Below are 18071 nucleotides of genomic sequence, written 5' to 3'. Positions count from 1 at the left end.
ACATGATGGCGACAGACAAACTTGCTTTCACGTGGTCTTCTCCCAACTGCGAAGTGTCATCCCGAGGCACCGTCGCACAGTGTCGGGGCTAGGGCAAAGGGCCCTGATGTCAGCTGTTCAAGTTGGAGCGCCTCGCCAGCGCATGGCCCGTTGCGCAGTGAGCGCGCGCTGACCGCCGCACGCAACGCCCATTTTGTGCGATTTGGAGGGTGTTTCGTACAAAAGCCCCCCAAAAGCCCTCCCAAAAGCCCCCTGTGGCGCGGCTTGGTTTCGTCAGGCGCCATGGGCTGGCCTTAAGGCCAGATTGCCTTACGCTTAAGTCCAGACTAGAGTGCAGGCATGTCCCTGCCCATCGAAGCCTATTTCCTCGATCCACACAGCCACGGCACGCTGCAGACGCGGATTCAGCAGATGATCGCGAATAACGTGCTCACAGGGCTTTTGCGCCCGGGAGACAAGTTGCCCTCATCGCGCAAATTGGCGCAGCATCTGGGCGTGAGCCGCATCACGGTCACGCTGGCCTATACCGAGCTTCTGGCCAATGACTACCTGACGGCGAAGGGGCGCTCGGGCTATTTCGTCTCGGACAATGCGCCCGACCCGACAACCTATCGCCGTCCTCCCAAGCGGGTGGATGCCGTCGATTGGGCCCGCGCCCTGCCGCAGCGCATGGCCACACAGGCCACAGCCCTGAAGCCCGCAGATTGGCAATCCTACCGCTATCCCTTCGTCTATGGGCAGACCGATCCGTCCCTCTTCGATCATGCCAACTGGCGCCTCTGCGCCCTGCAAGCCCTTGGTGCAAGAGACTTTTCCGCGCTGACATCCGATTATCATGATGCCGACGATCCCGAGCTGACGTCCTTTTTGATCCGCCAGACCCTGCCGCGCCGGGGGATCTATGCCGAACCGGAAGAGGTGCTTGTCACGCTGGGCGCGCAGAATGCGCTTTGGCTTGCCGCGCAGGTACTGCTGTCGCAACGACGCACGGCGGCGCTGGAGGAGCCGGGCTATCCTGCGCTGCGCGATATTCTGAAGCTGTCGCGCTGTCATCTCTCGATGGTGGAGGTGGATGCCGATGGCTTGCCGCCGGAGCATATTCCGGGCCACACGGACGTGATTTTCTGCACGCCCAGCCACCATTGCCCCACGGCGGCGACCATGCCATTGGCCCGGCGCGATGCGCTTCTGGAGCGCGCGAGAGAGATTGACGCGCTGATCGTGGAGGATGATTACGAGTTCGAGATTGCCAGCAAGGACAACCCCTCGCCTGCGCTCAAATCACTCGATACCGAAGGCCGTGTGATCTATGTGGGCAGCTTCTCAAAATCGCTCTTTCCCGGATTGCGCCTCGGCTATCTCGTTGCTTCTGCTGCATTTATTCGCGAAGCACGCGCTTTGCGCGCCACTGTTCTGCGCCATCCGCCGGGCCATCTGCAACGCACCGCCGCCTACTTTCTGGCGCGTGGACATTACGATGCTTTGGTCCGCAAAATCTCCCGCGCCCTGACCAATCGGCGGCGCGCCATGCTCGCGGGCATCGCGCGTCATGGGCTTAACATGGCCGGCACAACGGCAGAAGGCGGCTCGTCACTGTGGATGCGCGCGCCCGAAGGCGTCGATACACAAGTCCTCGCAGATCGCCTGCGCACGGAAGGTGTTTTGATCGAACCCGGACACACGTTTTTTGGCCAATCCAACGCGCCGCGATGCTTCTACCGCTTGGGCTATTCGTCGATTTCAGAGGCGCGGATCGAGCCCGGTTTGGCCCGCGTGGCCGCTGCGATCAACGCCGTCGCCAGTGAAACGGCACAATAATCAAAGCCCCGATCGAAGACACAATCGCATTCATCCCCGGGGAGCTGAACCCAAATCCAAACATCAGCCGGACAAAGTAAAACAGGAACGCGCCACCGATGCATATGATGATGCTTTGCAAGATACCATTGCGAGTCCAGCCTGTCTTTTCAGACACATAGCCAACGATCCCCGCAATAACGACGGTTCCGATCAGAGTTGGAAACATCGGCTCACGCGCCTCCTTTGCCACCCAGAACATCGCCTCTTTGCAACGGGTATCCCCGCAAAAAGACCTCTGCTGTCTGCGCCCCTTTGCCCGCGCGCTGCAGGCTTTCGAGAACGACGCTCCCCTCTCCGCAGGCGATGGTCAATGGGTTGAGGGACACGATCTCACCGGGCGCGCCGCTGGCCTCAGCCTCGCGCGACATGAGGCATTTGATCCGCGTCTCGCCCCCGTGCAACGTCCATGCGCCAGGAAAGGGGCTCAGACCACGGATTTGCCGGTCGATCTCCGCCGCAGGTTTGCGCCAGTCCAGTTGCGCTTCGTCCTTGGTGATCTTTTCGGCATAGGTGACGCCCTCTGCGCTTTGCGGCACAGGCGTCAATGCGTCCAGGTCTTGCAGCGCCTCCACGATCAACCGCGCGCCCATCTCCGAGAGCCTGTCATGCAAACGGGCCGTCGTGTCCTGAGCGGTGATTTCAGTGCTCTCGCGCAGCAAAACGGGCCCGGTGTCCAGACCTGCTTCCATCTGCATGATACACACCCCGGTCTCCAAATCGCCCGCCAGGATCGCGCGATGTATCGGCGCCGCCCCGCGCCAGCGCGGCAAAAGCGACGCGTGTATATTGAGACACCCGTAGCGCGGCGCATCCAGCACCGCCTGCGGCAGGATCAACCCGTAGGCCACCACAACCGCCACATCCGCCTCAAGCGCGGCGAATTCCGCTTGTGCGGCTTCATCGCGCAACGACACCGGATGGCGCACCGCGAGGCCCAACGCCTCCGCGCGGGCATGAACAGCCGTGGGCCGGTCCTTCTTGCCCCGCCCTGCGGGCCGCGGTGGCTGACAATAAACGCAGGCGATTTCGTGGCCTGCATGAACCAATGCCTCAAGCACAGGCACCGAAAAATCGGGCGAGCCCATGAAGACAATCTTCATTTCTGCTTCCTTGCCTTCTTGATCAGCATCTCGCGCTTCATCTTACTGAGGTGATCGAAATACATCTTGCCATTCAGGTGATCGATCTGATGCTGCACCGATGTGGCCCAAAGATGTACGAAATCCTGTTCGCGGATCGTGCCCCTCTCATCCATGAACCGCACGGTCACGGCGCGCGGGCGCGAGATCTTGGCCCAGACACCGGGCAGGCAAGGGCTGGCCTCCTCATGATCTCGAAACTCGACGGAGGCGTGCAGCACCTCCGGGTTCGCCATGCGCACGACGCGGCCCCGGTCGTCAGACGCATCCACGACGGCAAGCCGCTGCAGGATGCCCAATTGTGGCGCAGCAAGTCCGAGCCCCGGCATGGCCTCCATGACAGCGATCATTTCATCCCAAATGGCGCGCGTCTCATCAGAAATCGCTTCCACGGGAGCAGCCTTGGCGCGCAAGCGCTTGTCTGGCCATTGCAGGATCGGGCGCGGGCTCATGCGGCGGCCTCGTAATCCGTGATCAGGATGCCATCGAGATGGTCGCGCTCGTGTTGTACGCAGGCAGCCTCAAACCCCTCAAACCGTGCGTCATGCCACGCACCTCCAAGATCCTGCCACCGCATGCGCACCCAGGCGGGCCGCGCGACTGGCATAGGTTGATCGGGAAGCGACAAACAGCCTTCCTCCTGCGTCACCAATCGCTCAGACGCCACAACTATTTCAGGGTTACAAAAGACACGCGGGATCGGACACGCGCTCTTCCATTGGCTGTCCATGACAAACAAACGCACATTGAGCCCGACCTGTGGCGCAGCAAGGCCACGTCCCTTGGCCTGATACATCACGCGCAGCATCTCAAACGCCACCTCGCCCCACGCGCCCTCTGCAAAATTCAAAGGCGCGCAAATCTGACGCAGAATAGGGTCAGGCGCCAAAACGAGGCTGAGCGTCATCAAGCGCGCTCCCGTGCGCGCTCTTTCTTGAATTTGACCATCTTTCGCGTGATCATCTGGCGCTTGAGGGGCTTGAGGTAATCGATAAAAAGCTTGCCATTCAAATGGTCAATCTCATGCTGCACACAGGTTGCCCAAAGACCATCGAAATGCTCGCGCTGTGCATTGCCGTTCTCATCAATCCACGCAACATCAACCTCCGCTGGCCGCGTGACATCCGCATATTGATCCGGGATCGACAGACAGCCTTCCTCATACGTGTTCAACTCATCAGAAGACGCAATAATCTCAGGATTAAACATCGCCAGAGGCCGAGGCGCCGCACCGTCTTCCTTAACGCAATCCAGAACGATCAGGCGCGACATCACACCGATCTGCGGCGCAGCCAAACCAATGCCCGGCGCATCATACATGGTCGACAGCATGTCCTGGGCCAAGCTGCGCAACGCGTCGGATAGATCATCGACAGGTGCACAAACCTTCTTCAATCGCGGATCGGGATGGATGAGAATAGGACGTTTCATGCCCCATGATCTAGGACAGGGCCAGCGAAAGTGCAACGTGGCCCTTCATCTTGCCCCTAAACTCCGGGGGAGGTTGCGCGGTACGCGCGACCTGGGGGCCGAGCCCCCAATCCGGCGCGGCCTTGGCCGCGCCATCCATAAAGCGCGAGGCGTGCCTCGCACCTAGGCCAGAACAGCACCAGGGTTCATGATCCCCGCCGGGTCAAGCGCAGCCTTTATGGCGCGCATGGCCGCCAGCTTGGCCGGGTCGCCATAGCGCTCGAGATCCGCCACCTTGAGCCGCCCGATCCCGTGCTCCGCGCTGACCGAGCCGCCCAGGTCATGCACAATGTCATGCAAAGCGCGCTTGATGGCATCGCGGCTGTTTTCATGATCCGCGCGGCTGCGCCCGGGCTGCGGGAAGACGTTGTAATGCAGATTGCCATCGCCCACGTGGCCAAAGCAATTGATCCGGAAATCTCCGATTGCGGCCAGTGCCTCGCCGCCACGGGTGATGAATGTGGGGATCGTCTCCATAGGCACGGAAATATCATGCGAGCTGACCGCGCCAATGCGCCGGTTGGCTTCGGGAATGGACTCGCGGATATGCCAGAAGGCATCGCGTTGCGCTTGTGATTGCGCGATCACGCCATCTGCCGTCAGGCCCTTGGCTTCGGCTGTCGCAAAAAGATGGGCCAGCGCATCTTGCGGATCGAGCCCTTTGGGCAATCCCAGCTCGATCAGGACCATCCAGTCCGGCAACGTCTCAAAGGGCATTGCGATGTCAGGCCCGACCGCGCCCAGAAAATCGAACCCCTGCCGGTGGATCAGCTCAAACGCACTGACCCCTTCGCCCAGCTGGTCGCGCGCCAGCGCCAGAAGATCCAGCGCCGCCTCAGGCCCGGGAACGGAAAAGAGCGCCGTTCCCTGTTCCGCAGGAATGGGCGACAGCCGCAGGCTCGCCGCTGTAATGACCCCCAAAGTGCCCTCGGCCCCCATGAGAAGATGCTTGAGGTCATACCCCGAATTGTCTTTGCGCAGGCGTTTGGTCCCATGCCAGATCGTGCCATCCGGCAGGACCGCCTCGAGCCCGAGACAAAGATCGCGCGCATTGCCGTAGCGCAGCACGTTCACGCCGCCTGCATTGGTCGACAGACAGCCGCCGATACGGGCTGTGCCCTCCGAAGCCAGCGACAGCGGGAACAGCCGGTCCACCTCGCGCGCGGCCTGCTGAACTTCAGCCAATGTCGCCCCTGCCTCGACAATCATGATGTTTTCGCGCGGATAGACGCCGCGCACCTGCCGCATCCGCTCCAGCGAAAGGATCACGGGCGCGGGCCCATCCGGCGCCACCTGCCCACCGACAAGCCCGGTCCCGCCGCCATAAGGCAGCACCGCGACATGCGCCGCGGCACATGCCGTCACGATGCGAGACACATCCTGTGTGTTGCGCGGCCGCGCCAGAAGCGCGCTTTGCCCGGCATAACGCCCGCGCGGTTCTTCGAGATAGCGCGGCTCGGCTTGTGAGAGAATACCCTCCCCAAGCGTCTCTGTCAGACCCTTCGCAAACGCTGCATCAGCCGGTGCCAAACCCATGTCAGTCCTCATCTCGCAACCACGCAGGCCGCAAGACTACAACCGTTGGCCGCGAGGGCAAGGTCGCGAGAGATACTTCAAGCGATGGCGCGTCGGGCCGCTCGATCGCAAATTCGCCCGCCATGCCCGACAGGAAGGTCTGCAGGCCCGCGTCCGAGAACCAGTGCATAGGCACCACGAGCGAAGAGCGCAGGCGTTGGAGGATATTGATCATGACCGGTTGCGGCAGCGTGTAGCCGCCATCAACCGGCGCCATGACAACATCCAACCGGCCCAACGCCGCGTATTGCGTCTCGTCTGGCTCATGGTGCAGGTGCCCCAAATGCCCAATGCACAGTCCTTCCACTTCGAACACAAAGATCGAGTTGCCCTTGGTCTCCATTCCTGAGAATTGTGAGCGGATATCGGTCGAGACGTTGCGGACAACCATCTCGCCCAGATCGAGGTAGTGCTCGATACCTGCGCCAAACTCCTCCCCCCAACCACGCAAGACATGGGGAATGGCCGGATCGGGGTTCGGCGTCCAATGGGTCGAGTGGGCGTGGTTCATGGTCACGACATCCGGGATCAGCTGCGTATTGCCGATAAAGCCCGTGAAATCCGTCACGGCCGTCAGGCCACCATGGGTCTGCAAGAGGAACGACGCGTGAGAAATATAGTGCAGCCGCACGGAATATTGCCCGACGGGTGCGCGCCAGCTGGCTCTATGGACATATTCCAGGCCGGGCGCGGCATCGGCAATCGCGATGCAATGGCTGGGCCTGCGCTCCTGCGCCTGCACCATTCCGGCCGCACAGATCAGCAGAACGACAAAGAGAAACTTCATGAGCAAATCCTCCCTGCGAGATAGCTAGCGCGGGCGGCTGTTGCGGCGAGGATCAGCTGTCTTCGTTCAGAGGATCAGGCGTCAACACAACAATCGTAGGCTCCTCGGGCAGCGTCCGCAGGGACACTTCAAGGGCTGAGCTATCGCGCCGATCTATGGCAAAATCTCCCGCCAGATCAGAGAGGAAGTTGATCAGATGGGCCTCATTGAACCAATGCATGGGCAAGATCAGCTTGGTATTGAGCCGCTCCAGCATCCTGACCATGTCGTCCTGGGGCAAGGTGTAGCCATCGCCGACAGGCACCATGGCCACATCCAGCCGACCCAACGCGGCGTATTGCTGAGCGTCCGGTTCGTGGTGCAGGTGCCCCAGATGCCCGATGCACAGGCCCTCGGCTTCAAACACGAAAATCGAATTGGCATTCTCGGTCCGGCCCAGGGAGGCGGAGACGATATCCGTCGGCACGTTGCGCACAACCAATTCGCCGAGGTTCACGTAGTGCTGGACGCCAGCGCCCTTGGTCTCGCCCCAGCCTTGCAGCACATGGGCAATTGCCGGATCGGGGTTGGGGGTCCAATGGCCGCGATGGATGTTGTTCATCGTCACAATGTCCGGGACAAACACGCCAGCACCTTGATGACCGCTGTAGTCCGTGACCGCCGTTTGACCGCCCTGCGTTTGCACCAGAAATGACGCGTGGCCCAGCAAATGCAGCCGCACCGCATAGTCTTCCTCGATCTGCGGCAGGCTTGCCTTGTGCAAATAGGTCAGACCCGGCGCGGCCTCCGCAATGGCCAGACAATGGCTAAACCTGTGTTCCTGTGCCTCGGCAAAAAACGGCAGGCAGCACAAAAGTCCGAAAAGAAAACGACGCATGATCTTCACCTCTTCCCGTGCGACATAGTACCGCACTCACGAAGGGCGAAGATTTTCTGTTTAAGAGACCACGTGTGGGCTTAGCCCGCGTCGCTCTTGCCACGCCGGTCCATGCGCAATGCCGCATACAAAACATGGGTGCGCCAGCGGCCATTGATTTGCAGATAGGATTGCGCGACGCCTTCATATTTGAAGCCGCTCTTTTCCAAGAGCCCGCGCGATGCGGCATTCTCAGGCAAGCACGCCGCCTCAATGCGGCTCAGGTCCATGCGGGTGAAAGCGTGATGCACGAGCGCGGCAATGGCCTCGGACATATAACCCTGACGTGCGAAGGGCGCGCCAGTCCAATAGCCCAAAGTGCCCGATTGCGCAGGGCCGCGGCGGACATTGTCGAGCGTGATCGCACCTACCAAAGCCTGATCTTGCCTGCGGATCAGAAAAAGCGGCAAGGCGGAGCCCTGGCTAACGGCGCGGCTCGCCCAGTAGACGCGGTTGGTAAAGCTCTTGCGCGACAGGTGGTCTTGCGCCCAGGTCGGTTCCCAATGAGTGAGGTAATCGCGGCTTTCGGCGCGCAGACCCGTCCACGCCCGGAAATCGCTGTGCATTGGCGGCCGCATCGTCAATCGCTCGGTTTCGAGCTTTGTTTTGCGCCGCGACAGAAGCATCAGGCCGCGCGATGCAGGCCCAACGCCTCAAGCGAAGGGGCTGTCTCGATAGGCCCATAGAGCGCGAGCGCGGCAGGGGCCTGTTGCGCGACATGGGCGGCAAACGCACGCACGCGCGCCACATCTACCGCATCAATGCGCTCCACTGTCTCGGAAATCTCCGGAATGCGATCCCAGATTTGCAGCAAACGCGCCAAACGCTCGGCGCGCGAAGACGGGCTTTCGAGCCCCATCAAGAGCCCTGCCTTCATTTGCGCACGGGCGCGCTCAACCTCGGCAAGGCTCATATCATCAGCGGATCGCGAAATCTCGTCGAGCGTAAGCCGGAGCAATTCAGGAACTTCGTCCCCGCCCGTGCCAGCATAGATCGTCGTCAACCCGGTGTCTGCATAGGCTCCTGCCTGCGAAAAAATCGTATAACAGAGCCCGCGCTTCTCGCGGATCTCCTGAAACAGGCGCGACGACATCCCACCGCCAAGCGCGACGGAATAGACCTGGCTCACATAGATATCATCGTCGCGATATCCCGGCCCTTCAAAGGCCAGCGCCACATGGGCCTGCTCCAGCGCCTTTTCGCGGCGCACGTCGCCGCCGCCAAAGCGTGCCTCGACATGCTCCGTTGTTCCGCGTGCAGGCAAATGGCCAAAAAGCGCCTCGGCCTGCCGGACAAGTGCCGCATGATCCACGGCACCTGCGGCTGACAGGATCATCTGGTCCGGGCCGTAGTGTTCCTGAACGAAGGTCGCGAGATCATCGCGCTGGAACGCTTTGATCCGTTCCGCCGGCCCCAGTATGGTGCGACCCAGAGGTTGATCCGGATACGCCACATCCTGCAACCAATCGAAGATCACATCGTCCGGCGTATCCAGCGCCTGGCCAATCTCCTGAAGAATGACCCCACGCTCAACTTCGATCTCGCGCGCATGAAAGACCGGATTGAGCAGAATATCCGCCAGGACATCAACTGCGAGCGACACATCGTTGCGCAGCACGCGGGCGTAATACGCCGTGACTTCCCGGGAGGTGTAGGCATTGATGTAGCCACCCACATCCTCGATCGCTTCCGCGATTTGCAGAGCGCTGCGGGTCTTTGTGCCCTTGAACGCCATGTGTTCGAGAAAATGGGCAATGCCATTTTGCTCTGGCCGCTCATTGCGCCCGCCTGCCGCAACCCACAGGCCCACGGAGGCAGATTCCAACCCGGGCATATGTTCAGTCACGATCCGAAGGCCGTTAGACAGCCGTTGCAATTCCACCGTCACGAGCGTCGCGTCTCCCGAATGTGTTCTTGAAGCGCCTGCAGATCATTGGCGATCCGAGTCACGCGCTCGGGACGCTCATAAAGGTCCGACATGCGATTTGGAAGTGGCGGGTGAATGCCGCTGGCTTGCTCGACAGCTGCCGGGAATTTCGCTGGATGGGCCGTGGCCAGCGTGATCATAGGGATTGAAGCATCCCGCTGTGTCTCAGCCACCTCGACTCCAATCGCGGAATGGGGGCAGAGAAGCTCTCCCATCTCCCGATGGGCCCGTGCGATCATGGCCAGCGTTTCAGCTTCCGAGACACGACCAGAGGAAAACGTATCCTGCAAGCGCTCCAATGCGCCCTGGCTGACAGCAAAGCCCCCGGTTTGCAACTCATCCATCAGTTGCCGGATCGCACCGCCGTCGCGATCATAAACGTCAAACAACGCGCGTTCGAAATTTGAGCTGACCTGAATATCCATGGAGGGGCTGATCGATGGCAGGACATCGCCCTTTTGATAGGCCCCGGTGCTCAGGCAACGATGCAGAATGTCGTTCTGGTTCGTCGCCACGATCAGCTTATCAATCGGCAGCCCCATGCGCTTGGCAATATAGCCCGCGAAGATGTCACCAAAATTGCCTGTCGGCACAGTGAAACTGACGCTTCGGTCAGGCGCGCCCAGCGAGGCCGCAGAAGAGAAATAATATACGACCTGCGCCAGAACCCGCGCCCAATTGATCGAATTGACACCCGCCAGCCGCACGTCGTCGCGGAAGGCGTGATCGTTGAACATATCCTTCAGGCGCGCCTGGGCATCATCAAACGTGCCGTCGATGGCCAGCGCATGCACATTGCCTTCGCTTGGCGTCGTCATTTGGCGGCGCTGAACTTCCGACACGCGGCCGTGGGGATAGAGAATGAAGACATCCACGTTTTCCAGCCCACGGAAGGCTTCAATCGCGGCGGAGCCCGTGTCACCGGACGTTGCGCCGACGATTGTCACCCGCTCGCCGCGCCGACCCAGCGCTTCCTGGAACAATTGCCCGATCAACTGCATTGCGAAGTCTTTGAACGCGAGCGTCGGTCCGTGGAACAATTCCAGCAGGAAATGATTGGGCGCCAGTTGAACCAGCGGAGCCCGAGCGGCATGGCCAAAGCCAGCATAGGCGTTTTGGATCAGATCGCGGAAAGTTTCGTCATCAAGCGTTGATCCAACGAAGGGCCGCATCACCCGGAACGCTGTTTCTTCATAAGACATACCTTGGAGGCTGCGCATGTCGTCGGCGGACATCTGCGGGATCGTTTCGGGCACATACAATCCACCGTCCCGTGCAAGCCCTGAGAGCATCGCGTCTTCAAATTCAAGCGCCGGCGCCTGACCTCGTGTGGAGATGTATTGCATGCTTGTCAGGCCTCTCGTTTGAGAACACGGGTAATGAAAAAGCCGGTCATCACCAGCCAAATCGCGGCAAGTGAAAACCATGTGATGGCGTAGTTGAGGTGATCATTCGGGATATTGGCCGTATCGACAGCCAGCGGGGTCGTCCCCAAATCTGTATCTGATTGCGCGAGTATAACCATGAGCGGTTCGGTTTTCAGCGCCTCGGCCATCGCCGCCACGTCACGCGCAAACCAGATGTTCCCGCCCACATCGTTGTCGGGTGTAGAAGACGTGCGATCATCAGGCCAGTTGATATGGCCGCGGATTGATGCGGGGCCGGTTGGTCTGATTTCATCACGCTGGTCTGTCCTCACGAAACCGCGGTCCAGCAATATGGTGCGTCCGTCTTCCGTGGTGAAAGGTGAAATCACGAGATGTCCTGCGCCGACACGTTTGCGCGATGTCAGGACATAGAGCTCATCAGCGCCAACCTCCCCGGTGAGCGCAACAGGCGCATAACGATGCTCTTCAGGGTCCGGTTCGGTTGGAAGCTCAATCGGCGCGCCTGAGATACGGGCCTCAATGCGCGCAAGAACTTCTTCTTTCCAAGCCAGTCTCTGGATTTGCCAAACGCCCAAAGACACCAGGATACCCGCCCCGATCAGACCAAACAGAAGTGGATATAAAATGCGGCTCATCATTCCCGTCGCTTATCAGAAAAAGCGCGGGCCTCGAAAAGAGGCCCGCGCGCGTTCTAATACTTCAGTGCACTCGGGTTCAAGCGCCCCAGATGTAGATCGAGGCAAACAGGAATAGCCAGACAACATCAACAAAGTGCCAATACCAAGCAGCGGCCTCAAAGCCGATGTGTTTGTCTTGCGTGAAGTGCCCCCGCATCAGACGCAACAAGCAGACAAACAGGAAGATCGTGCCAATTATGACGTGGACGCCGTGAAATCCAGTCGCCATGAAGAAGTTTGCGCCATAAATATTGCCAGCGAACCCGAAGCCCGCATGCGTATATTCATAAGCTTGGAACCCGGTGAAGATAACGCCCAGCACGATGGCCAGAATCAGACCCCATTTCATGTCATCCCGGTTGTCCTCGTGAACCAGAGCATGGTGTGCCCATGTTGCGGCTGCGCCCGAACACAGCAGGATCAATGTGTTGATCAGGGGCAAATGCCAAGGGTCAAACGTTTCTATGCCTGCGGGTGGCCAAACGCCATCAATCGCGGGGCTCAAACCTTCCGGGTGCATCGGATAGAGCGCGTGCTTGAAGAAGCTCCAGAACCACGCAAAGAAGAACATGACTTCGGACATGATAAAGAGAATGAAGCCGTACTTCAGACCAATTCTCACAACCGGCGTGTGATCGCCGACGTGGCTCTCGGCGACAACATCCGCCCACCAGCCGAACATGACGTACAGCACGGCCACAAAGCCGATGAGGAACAGCCATGGACCGGAGATCTCGACCGCCTCAAACAGGATGGTTATTCCTCCCGCCATCCAGGCGACGGCCCCAAAGAGCATGAAGAACGCAGCCACCGCGCCAAGCAATGGCCAGACGGAGGGGTTCAGAATGTGATAGTCGTGGTTTTTGACATGGGCCATGTGTGTTGTTCCCTCGTGGCTCAGTTCAGTTCGTGTTTTTTTCGTTATCAAGCTCGACTGCGGCAATGTCTTCCGGCAGGTCGATTTCGTAGAATGTGTAGCTCAGCGTGATGTGTTTAGCGTGCTTCGCATCTCGATCCGTGACGATTTCCGGATCAACATAAAAGGTTACGGGCATCTCGACACGCTCACCCGGCTGCAAGACCTGTTCCTCAAAGCAGAAGCACGCGATTTTCACAAAGAAGCTACCCGCGTCAAAAGGCGCAACGTTATAGCTTGAAGATCCCGCAATCGGGCGATCCGTCGGATTATAGGCTTCGTAGAACGCCAAACCGGTCTCACCGATCCGGATTTCCATTTCCCGCTGCATCGGGCGGAATTCCCACGGAAAGTCTCGTTCTTTGGAGGCGTCAAACCTGACTTTGATGGTTTGGTCGAGGATGACATCGCTGCCCGTTTCCGCAACATTGGTTGCGCCGCCGTAGCCTGTCACACGGCAAAACCAGTCGTAAAGCGGGACCGAAGCCCAAGCCAAAGCACCCATGAAGAGCACCACACTGACCGCTTGCGCAGCGGTCCTGTTTTTCCCAGTCAATCCAAACATCAGTAATCCTCCCCGGTCACAACCGCCTCGAAACCGCCCGATGTCACCTTGACCACGGTCAAGCCCAGGACGATTCCGATGAGCGACACAAGAAGCAGCGCAACGCCGACATTTCGGCCGCGCCGCCTCTGGTGGAGCTCATGTTCACGAGAAAAACTCATGGCCACATCCCAACCCGCGTCAGAAAGGCGTCGATCAGGATCGCGCCAAAGTGCAGGAACAGATAAGCAAGAGACAATTTGAAAAACTTCTTTTCGACCGCGAAATTGTCAGTCTCCGACACAACCTCGTCACGGCGCCAGATGTCGTATGCCCCCTTGAGGAAAAGGGCATTCAAAATAACCGCCGCCACCAAATAGACTGGGCCACCTGCGCTAGTGAAACCCATCGCGAGGGCCAGAACCGCCAACAAAACCGTATAGACAAGAATATGAATACGGGTGGCGCGTCGCCCGTGGGTTACTGTCAGCATCGGCACGCCTGCGTCGTCGTAGTCCGAGCGCATAAAGAGCGCCAACGCCCAGAAATGCGGCGGCGTCCACATGAAGATCAAAGCAAACATCAACACGGCTTCAATGGAAATGCTACCTGTCGCCGCAACCCATCCAATCATCGGAGGAAAAGCACCCGCGGCCCCGCCAATAACGATGTTCTGCGGCGTCCAGCGCTTGAGCCACATTGTGTATACGACAACATAGAAGAAGATCGTGAACGCCAGCAACCCGGCCGCCATCCAATTCGTCGCCAGACCAAGAAACATCACTGAGAAGCCGGACAGACCCAGGCCAAGCGCCAACGCCTCGCCTTCGGTGACCTTCCCTGCAGGGATAGGCCTACGAGCCGTGCGCTTCATGATGGCATCAATATCAGCATCCCACCACATGTTCAGCGCGCCGGACGCGCCACCGCCGATTGCAATGAACAAAATGGCGCAGAATGCGATGAACGGGTGGACTGTCACAGGCGCGGCCAGAAGACCGACGAAGGCCGTGAACACCACAAGGGTCATCACGCGCGGCTTCAAAAGAGCGAAGTAATCGCCCATTTCAGCATCGCCATGTTTGGCCACTGTTTGAGTGTAGCTGGCGTCGCTCATCGCAGGCTCCCCATACGGTCGGGTTCAGGTTTGGGTGGGGCTCAATGACCCTGCCCAAAGGTTCACTTAATCGGCCGACGCAACGTTGAAGGATTGGGCCTTGCCAGCGAATTCCTCGATGGCACCCTCAAGCCACGCAGCGTAAGTCTCCTCGCTTACCACTTTGACCGTAATCGGCATGTAGGCATGGTCCTTGCCGCACAATTCGGAACACTGACCGAAGTAGACACCTTCCTTTTCAGCGGAGAACCAGAGCTCTGCGAGGCGGCCCGGCACGGCGTCCTGTTTCACGCCGAAGGCAGGGATCGTCCAGGAATGGATCACGTCCGCCGCGGTGACTTGCATCACAACGGTCTTGCCCACGGGAACAACAACGGCTGTGTCGGTCGCGAGCAGGTAAAGATCATCGGAATAGCCGTAGTCGGCCAGCGCTGTGCGATCCAGCATGAAGCTGTCAAAAGCGAACTCGTGATCAACGTACTCGTAACCCCAATACCACTGGTAACCCGTCACCTTGATTGTGATGTCGGCTTCAGGAATCTCCTGTTGCTTGAACAGAACCGGCAAAGAATAGGCCCCGATCAGCACAAGGATGGCGATTGGAATCACAGTCCATGCGATTTCAACGGGCGTATTGTGCGTGAAGCTCGAAGGGTTTGGATTCGCCCGACGATTGAAGCGCACCACGCACCACGCCAAAAGCGCGACCACAAACAACGTGATGATAGTGATGATGACCAGAATCATGCCATCCAGCCACTGCAGGTCTGACGCCAGTTCCGTGGCCGCGGGCTGGAAGCCTGTTCCACGATCAACCGGCGCACCGATCACCTCAAGTTCTTGTCCTGCAACAGATTGAGCTGCTGCTGGCAGTGCGGCGAGGACAGCGAAAGCCGTCGCGAGAATCGAAAAAAGTCGCATGCGAAACACCCTGATCGGTCGTTTGTTGGTTCCCTCGGTGGTTGGCGAGCACCACCCATTGTCTCTCCCCGGGTTAAAACCATATTCTTAACTCCAGATAAAGAGGAACCGGCGCGTCAAACAGACGCGACACTTTGATCTAGATCAAAAACTGAGGTGCAAGATGCCAGACTCCCAATTTCGCCCTTTTGAAACGGCGCTGGATCGCGACAAGGCTCTGGCGCTCCTGCAAGTTGCAACGAACGGCGCTGACGATGGTGAGCTCTTTCTCGAACGTCGTCGCTCCGAGGTTTTGGTGTTTGACGACGGTCGGGTCAAAACGGCCAGTTATGATGCCTCAGAAGGGTTTGGACTACGCGCAGTGCGCGGCGAAGTGGCCGGCTATGCGCATTCATCGGAGTTGAGCGAATCGGCCTTGAAGCGCGCCGTTGAAACCGCGCAATTGGCGGTCGGAGCGGGTGGCGGCGTGCTTGCGGATGCGCCAAAACCAACGAATGCCCGGCTATACTCTGATGAAGACCCTATCTCCGACGCCTCGTTTCCTGTCAAAGTCGAGACACTGCGGGATATAGATGCATATGCACGGGGCCTTGATCCACGGGTCGTGCAGGTCTCTGCAACAATAGCCGCCTCTTTGCAGGAGGTTGAGATCATGCGACCTGACGGGATCGTGGCCCGCGATGTCCGGCCCATGACGCGCGTCAACGTGTCCATCATTGTCGAAGATCAGGGCAGGCGCGAAAGCGGCACGTCCGGTGGCGGCGGGCGCGTCGGGCTGGATGGGTTGCTCGATCCGGCAGATTGGCAGGCGAAGGCGCGCGAGGCTCTGCGCATTGCCTGCGTCAATCTCGAGGCCCTACCCGCACCCGCCGGCGTTATGGATATTGTTCTGGGCCCGGGATGGCCGGGAATCCTGCTACACGAAGCTGTCGGGCACGGGCTTGAGGGCGATTTCAATCGCAAGGGCAGCTCTGCTTTTTCGGGGCTGATGGGCCAGCAGGTCGCTGCACGGGGCGTGACCGTTCTGGACGACGGCACCATTCCAGACCGGCGCGGATCCATTTCAATCGACGATGAAGGCACGCCCTCGGGCAAGAATGTCTTGATCGAGGACGGCATTCTCGTCGGCTTCATGCAAGATCGCCAGAATGCGCGGCTCATGGGAGTTGAGCCGACAGGCAACGGTCGGCGCGAGAGCTATGCGCACATTCCGATGCCACGGATGACCAACACATATATGTTGGGCGGAGAGACTGCGCCGGACGACATTGTTGCCGACTTGAAAGATGGCATCTACGCCGTTGGCTTTGGCGGCGGGCAGGTTGACATCACAAATGGCAAGTTTGTTTTCTCCTGCACCGAGGCCTACCGCGTCCGCAACGGCAAGATCGAGGCACCGGTAAAGGGGGCCACACTCATCGGCGATGGCGCTACGGCACTGAAACAGATTCGCGCCCTTGGCAACGATATGGCGCTGGACCCCGGCATGGGAAATTGCGGCAAGCAAGGTCAATGGGTTCCGGTGGGGGTCGGCCAACCCACTGTGATGATTGGAGGATTGACTGTGGGCGGTGCCTCAGCCTGACGTTTGGGAAAATTAGGGACGGCTGTTCACACTACGTTAACCAGCTTGGGGGTAGGTCTATTCGAGCAAGCTGGCGGAGCGGATATGACCGAAGAAACAGTTTCTTCCACTCACCCCCTACTCCCACCCACCTCGGAAGATGATCGGCTGGATCGGCTCCGCCTCTTGCGTTCCCGCCGCGTGGGTGTCTCAACCTACAAGCGTCTCCTCTCGGAACATGGCACAGCGCGCGCTGCGCTCGAGGCGCTGCCCGATGTCGCGCGCGCGGCAGGACTTCTTGAATATCGCGCCTGCCCGATGCAGATCGCCGAGGGCGAATACCGCGCCGGCGAACGATTGGGCGCGCGGCTCGTGTTTCAAGGCGAAGCGGACTTTCCACATCAGATGTCTGAGATAGACGACGCACCGCCAATGCTCTGGATGCGCGGCAATACCGAGCTTGCGCAAACGGCCTCCATCGCACTTGTCGGCGCACGCAACGCGTCGTCTCTGGGCACGCGCATGTCACGCGCTTTGGCCAATGATCTCGGGCGTGCCGGTTTTACAATCGTCTCTGGTATGGCGCGTGGGGTTGATACCGCCGCTCATCTCGCATCCCTGAAAACGGGCACAATCGCGGTCTTTGCCGGAGGGGTAGATGTGTTTTATCCAGCCGAGAACACGCGGCTGGGCGAAGATATCGCGAGCCATGGGCTGATCGTTTCCGAGCAACCCATCGGCCTGACGCCAATTGCCCGCCATTTCCCGCTGCGCAACAGAATCATCTCGGCCCTGTCGCAAGCTATGGTGGTTGTGGAGGCTGCTGCGAAATCAGGATCCCTCATTGCGGCGCGTCATGCGCTGGATCAGGGGCGGGAGGTTCTGGCTGTGCCGGGACATCCGATGGAGCCCCGAGCGGCAGGATGCAACATGCTCATCCGGGATGGAGCGAAGCTGGTGCGCCATAGTGATGATATCCTCGAAGCCCTCAGCACACTGGCGCCCGATACGACCTCGCCCCCGATCGAGGCCCCTGCCCCGCAACAAAATCTGCGCCAGACGGCTCAGCTCCATGGCGAGATCCTCGCGCGACTTGCCCCCGCCCCCATGGCCGAAGATCAGCTGATCCGTAGCCTCGACATGCCTGCAAATGTGGTCACCGAACAGCTCACGGATCTTGAATTGGAAGGGTATGTCGAACGTGCAACGGGCGGTGTCGTGCGTCGTCTCAACTAGACGGACAACCGGTCGCGCGTTGACAATTCCCTCT

Annotated in this window: 20 protein-coding genes; 3 read left to right on the top strand and 17 right to left on the bottom strand. The window is 59.5% G+C overall.

What is annotated here, in order from left to right; all coding sequences use genetic code 11:
- Window positions 1-339 precede the first annotated feature (339 nt).
- Window positions 340-1818 carry a PLP-dependent aminotransferase family protein gene (locus tag ACP15S_RS01715; protein WP_425037850.1) on the top strand — a complete coding sequence of 493 codons (1479 nt, stop codon included), beginning with the start codon at window positions 340-342 and terminating at the stop codon, window positions 1816-1818.
- Here ACP15S_RS01715 and ACP15S_RS01710 read toward each other — a convergent pair.
- From ACP15S_RS01710 to coxB, 17 genes are all read right to left on the bottom strand, one after another.
- Entirely contained in the window at window positions 1787-2026 is a 240-nt protein-coding gene (locus ACP15S_RS01710) for a hypothetical protein (protein ID WP_425039629.1), read from the bottom strand. The genes ACP15S_RS01715 and ACP15S_RS01710 overlap by 32 nt on opposite strands.
- Before the next feature lie 4 nt (window positions 2027-2030).
- Window positions 2031-2960, bottom strand: a complete 930-nt coding sequence (gene fmt / locus ACP15S_RS01705; protein WP_425037848.1) for a methionyl-tRNA formyltransferase — start codon at window positions 2958-2960, stop codon at window positions 2031-2033.
- Window positions 2957-3451, bottom strand: coding sequence for a peptide deformylase (gene def / locus ACP15S_RS01700; RefSeq protein WP_425037846.1), 495 nt, complete (start codon window positions 3449-3451; stop codon window positions 2957-2959). The genes fmt and def (ACP15S_RS01700) overlap by 4 nt, the downstream gene beginning before the upstream one ends.
- Complete coding sequence (gene def / locus ACP15S_RS01695) at window positions 3448-3906, bottom strand: peptide deformylase (RefSeq protein WP_425037844.1); 459 nt, start codon at window positions 3904-3906, stop codon at window positions 3448-3450. The genes def (ACP15S_RS01700) and def (ACP15S_RS01695) overlap by 4 nt, the downstream gene beginning before the upstream one ends.
- Complete coding sequence (gene def / locus ACP15S_RS01690; RefSeq protein ID WP_425037842.1) at window positions 3906-4430, bottom strand: peptide deformylase; 525 nt, start codon at window positions 4428-4430, stop codon at window positions 3906-3908. The genes def (ACP15S_RS01695) and def (ACP15S_RS01690) overlap by 1 nt, the downstream gene beginning before the upstream one ends.
- Before the next feature lie 162 nt (window positions 4431-4592).
- Window positions 4593-6005 (bottom strand): FAD-binding oxidoreductase, encoded by a 1413-nt coding sequence (locus tag ACP15S_RS01685; protein WP_425037840.1) that lies wholly within the window; start codon window positions 6003-6005, stop codon window positions 4593-4595.
- A 1-nt stretch (window position 6006) separates the two neighbouring features.
- Complete coding sequence (locus ACP15S_RS01680; RefSeq protein WP_425037838.1) at window positions 6007-6831, bottom strand: MBL fold metallo-hydrolase; 825 nt, start codon at window positions 6829-6831, stop codon at window positions 6007-6009.
- Window positions 6832-6883: 52 nt separating this feature from the next.
- Complete coding sequence (locus tag ACP15S_RS01675; protein WP_425037836.1) at window positions 6884-7708, bottom strand: MBL fold metallo-hydrolase; 825 nt, start codon at window positions 7706-7708, stop codon at window positions 6884-6886.
- 80 nt (window positions 7709-7788) lie between these two features.
- Window positions 7789-8373, bottom strand: coding sequence for a GNAT family N-acetyltransferase (locus tag ACP15S_RS01670; protein ID WP_425037835.1), 585 nt, complete (start codon window positions 8371-8373; stop codon window positions 7789-7791).
- A complete protein-coding gene (locus ACP15S_RS01665) occupies window positions 8373-9635 on the bottom strand; it encodes a M16 family metallopeptidase (RefSeq protein WP_425037833.1) in 1263 nt (420 codons plus the stop codon). The genes ACP15S_RS01670 and ACP15S_RS01665 overlap by 1 nt, the downstream gene beginning before the upstream one ends.
- The gene (gene thrC, locus ACP15S_RS01660) at window positions 9632-11020 is read right to left on the bottom strand and encodes a threonine synthase (RefSeq protein WP_425037832.1); all 1389 of its coding nucleotides are present in this window, start codon (window positions 11018-11020) and stop codon (window positions 9632-9634) included. The genes ACP15S_RS01665 and thrC overlap by 4 nt, the downstream gene beginning before the upstream one ends.
- A 5-nt stretch (window positions 11021-11025) precedes the next feature.
- The gene (locus tag ACP15S_RS01655; RefSeq protein WP_425037830.1) at window positions 11026-11697 is read right to left on the bottom strand and encodes an SURF1 family protein; all 672 of its coding nucleotides are present in this window, start codon (window positions 11695-11697) and stop codon (window positions 11026-11028) included.
- A gap of 79 nt (window positions 11698-11776) precedes the next feature.
- Complete coding sequence (locus ACP15S_RS01650) at window positions 11777-12616, bottom strand: cytochrome c oxidase subunit 3 (RefSeq protein WP_425037828.1); 840 nt, start codon at window positions 12614-12616, stop codon at window positions 11777-11779.
- Window positions 12617-12641: 25 nt separating this feature from the next.
- The gene (locus ACP15S_RS01645) at window positions 12642-13220 is read right to left on the bottom strand and encodes a cytochrome c oxidase assembly protein (RefSeq protein ID WP_425037827.1); all 579 of its coding nucleotides are present in this window, start codon (window positions 13218-13220) and stop codon (window positions 12642-12644) included.
- On the bottom strand, window positions 13220-13381 hold the full coding sequence (locus ACP15S_RS01640; RefSeq protein WP_425037825.1) for a cytochrome C oxidase assembly protein: 162 nt from the start codon (window positions 13379-13381) through the stop codon (window positions 13220-13222). Before ACP15S_RS01640 ends, ACP15S_RS01645 begins: the two co-directional genes overlap by 1 nt.
- Entirely contained in the window at window positions 13378-14316 is a 939-nt protein-coding gene (cyoE, locus tag ACP15S_RS01635; protein ID WP_425037823.1) for a heme o synthase, read from the bottom strand. The genes ACP15S_RS01640 and cyoE overlap by 4 nt, the downstream gene beginning before the upstream one ends.
- A gap of 66 nt (window positions 14317-14382) precedes the next feature.
- The gene (gene coxB, locus ACP15S_RS01630) at window positions 14383-15237 is read right to left on the bottom strand and encodes a cytochrome c oxidase subunit II (RefSeq protein WP_425037822.1); all 855 of its coding nucleotides are present in this window, start codon (window positions 15235-15237) and stop codon (window positions 14383-14385) included.
- Window positions 15238-15400: 163 nt separating this feature from the next.
- Between coxB and tldD the strand changes: the two genes are divergently transcribed.
- Both tldD and dprA read left to right on the top strand, forming a co-directional pair.
- The gene (tldD, locus tag ACP15S_RS01625; RefSeq protein ID WP_425037820.1) at window positions 15401-16822 is read left to right on the top strand and encodes a metalloprotease TldD; all 1422 of its coding nucleotides are present in this window, start codon (window positions 15401-15403) and stop codon (window positions 16820-16822) included.
- Between the two features lie 84 nt (window positions 16823-16906).
- On the top strand, window positions 16907-18037 hold the full coding sequence (dprA, locus tag ACP15S_RS01620) for a DNA-processing protein DprA (protein WP_425037818.1): 1131 nt from the start codon (window positions 16907-16909) through the stop codon (window positions 18035-18037).
- Window positions 18038-18071 lie beyond the last annotated feature (34 nt).

It is taken from the genome of Primorskyibacter sp. S187A (assembly GCF_049800955.1).
GTDB lineage: Bacteria > Pseudomonadota > Alphaproteobacteria > Rhodobacterales > Rhodobacteraceae > JAKVBH01.
The sequence above is the reverse complement of the archived record's forward strand: the minus strand, read 5'-3'. Positions and strand labels throughout refer to the sequence as shown.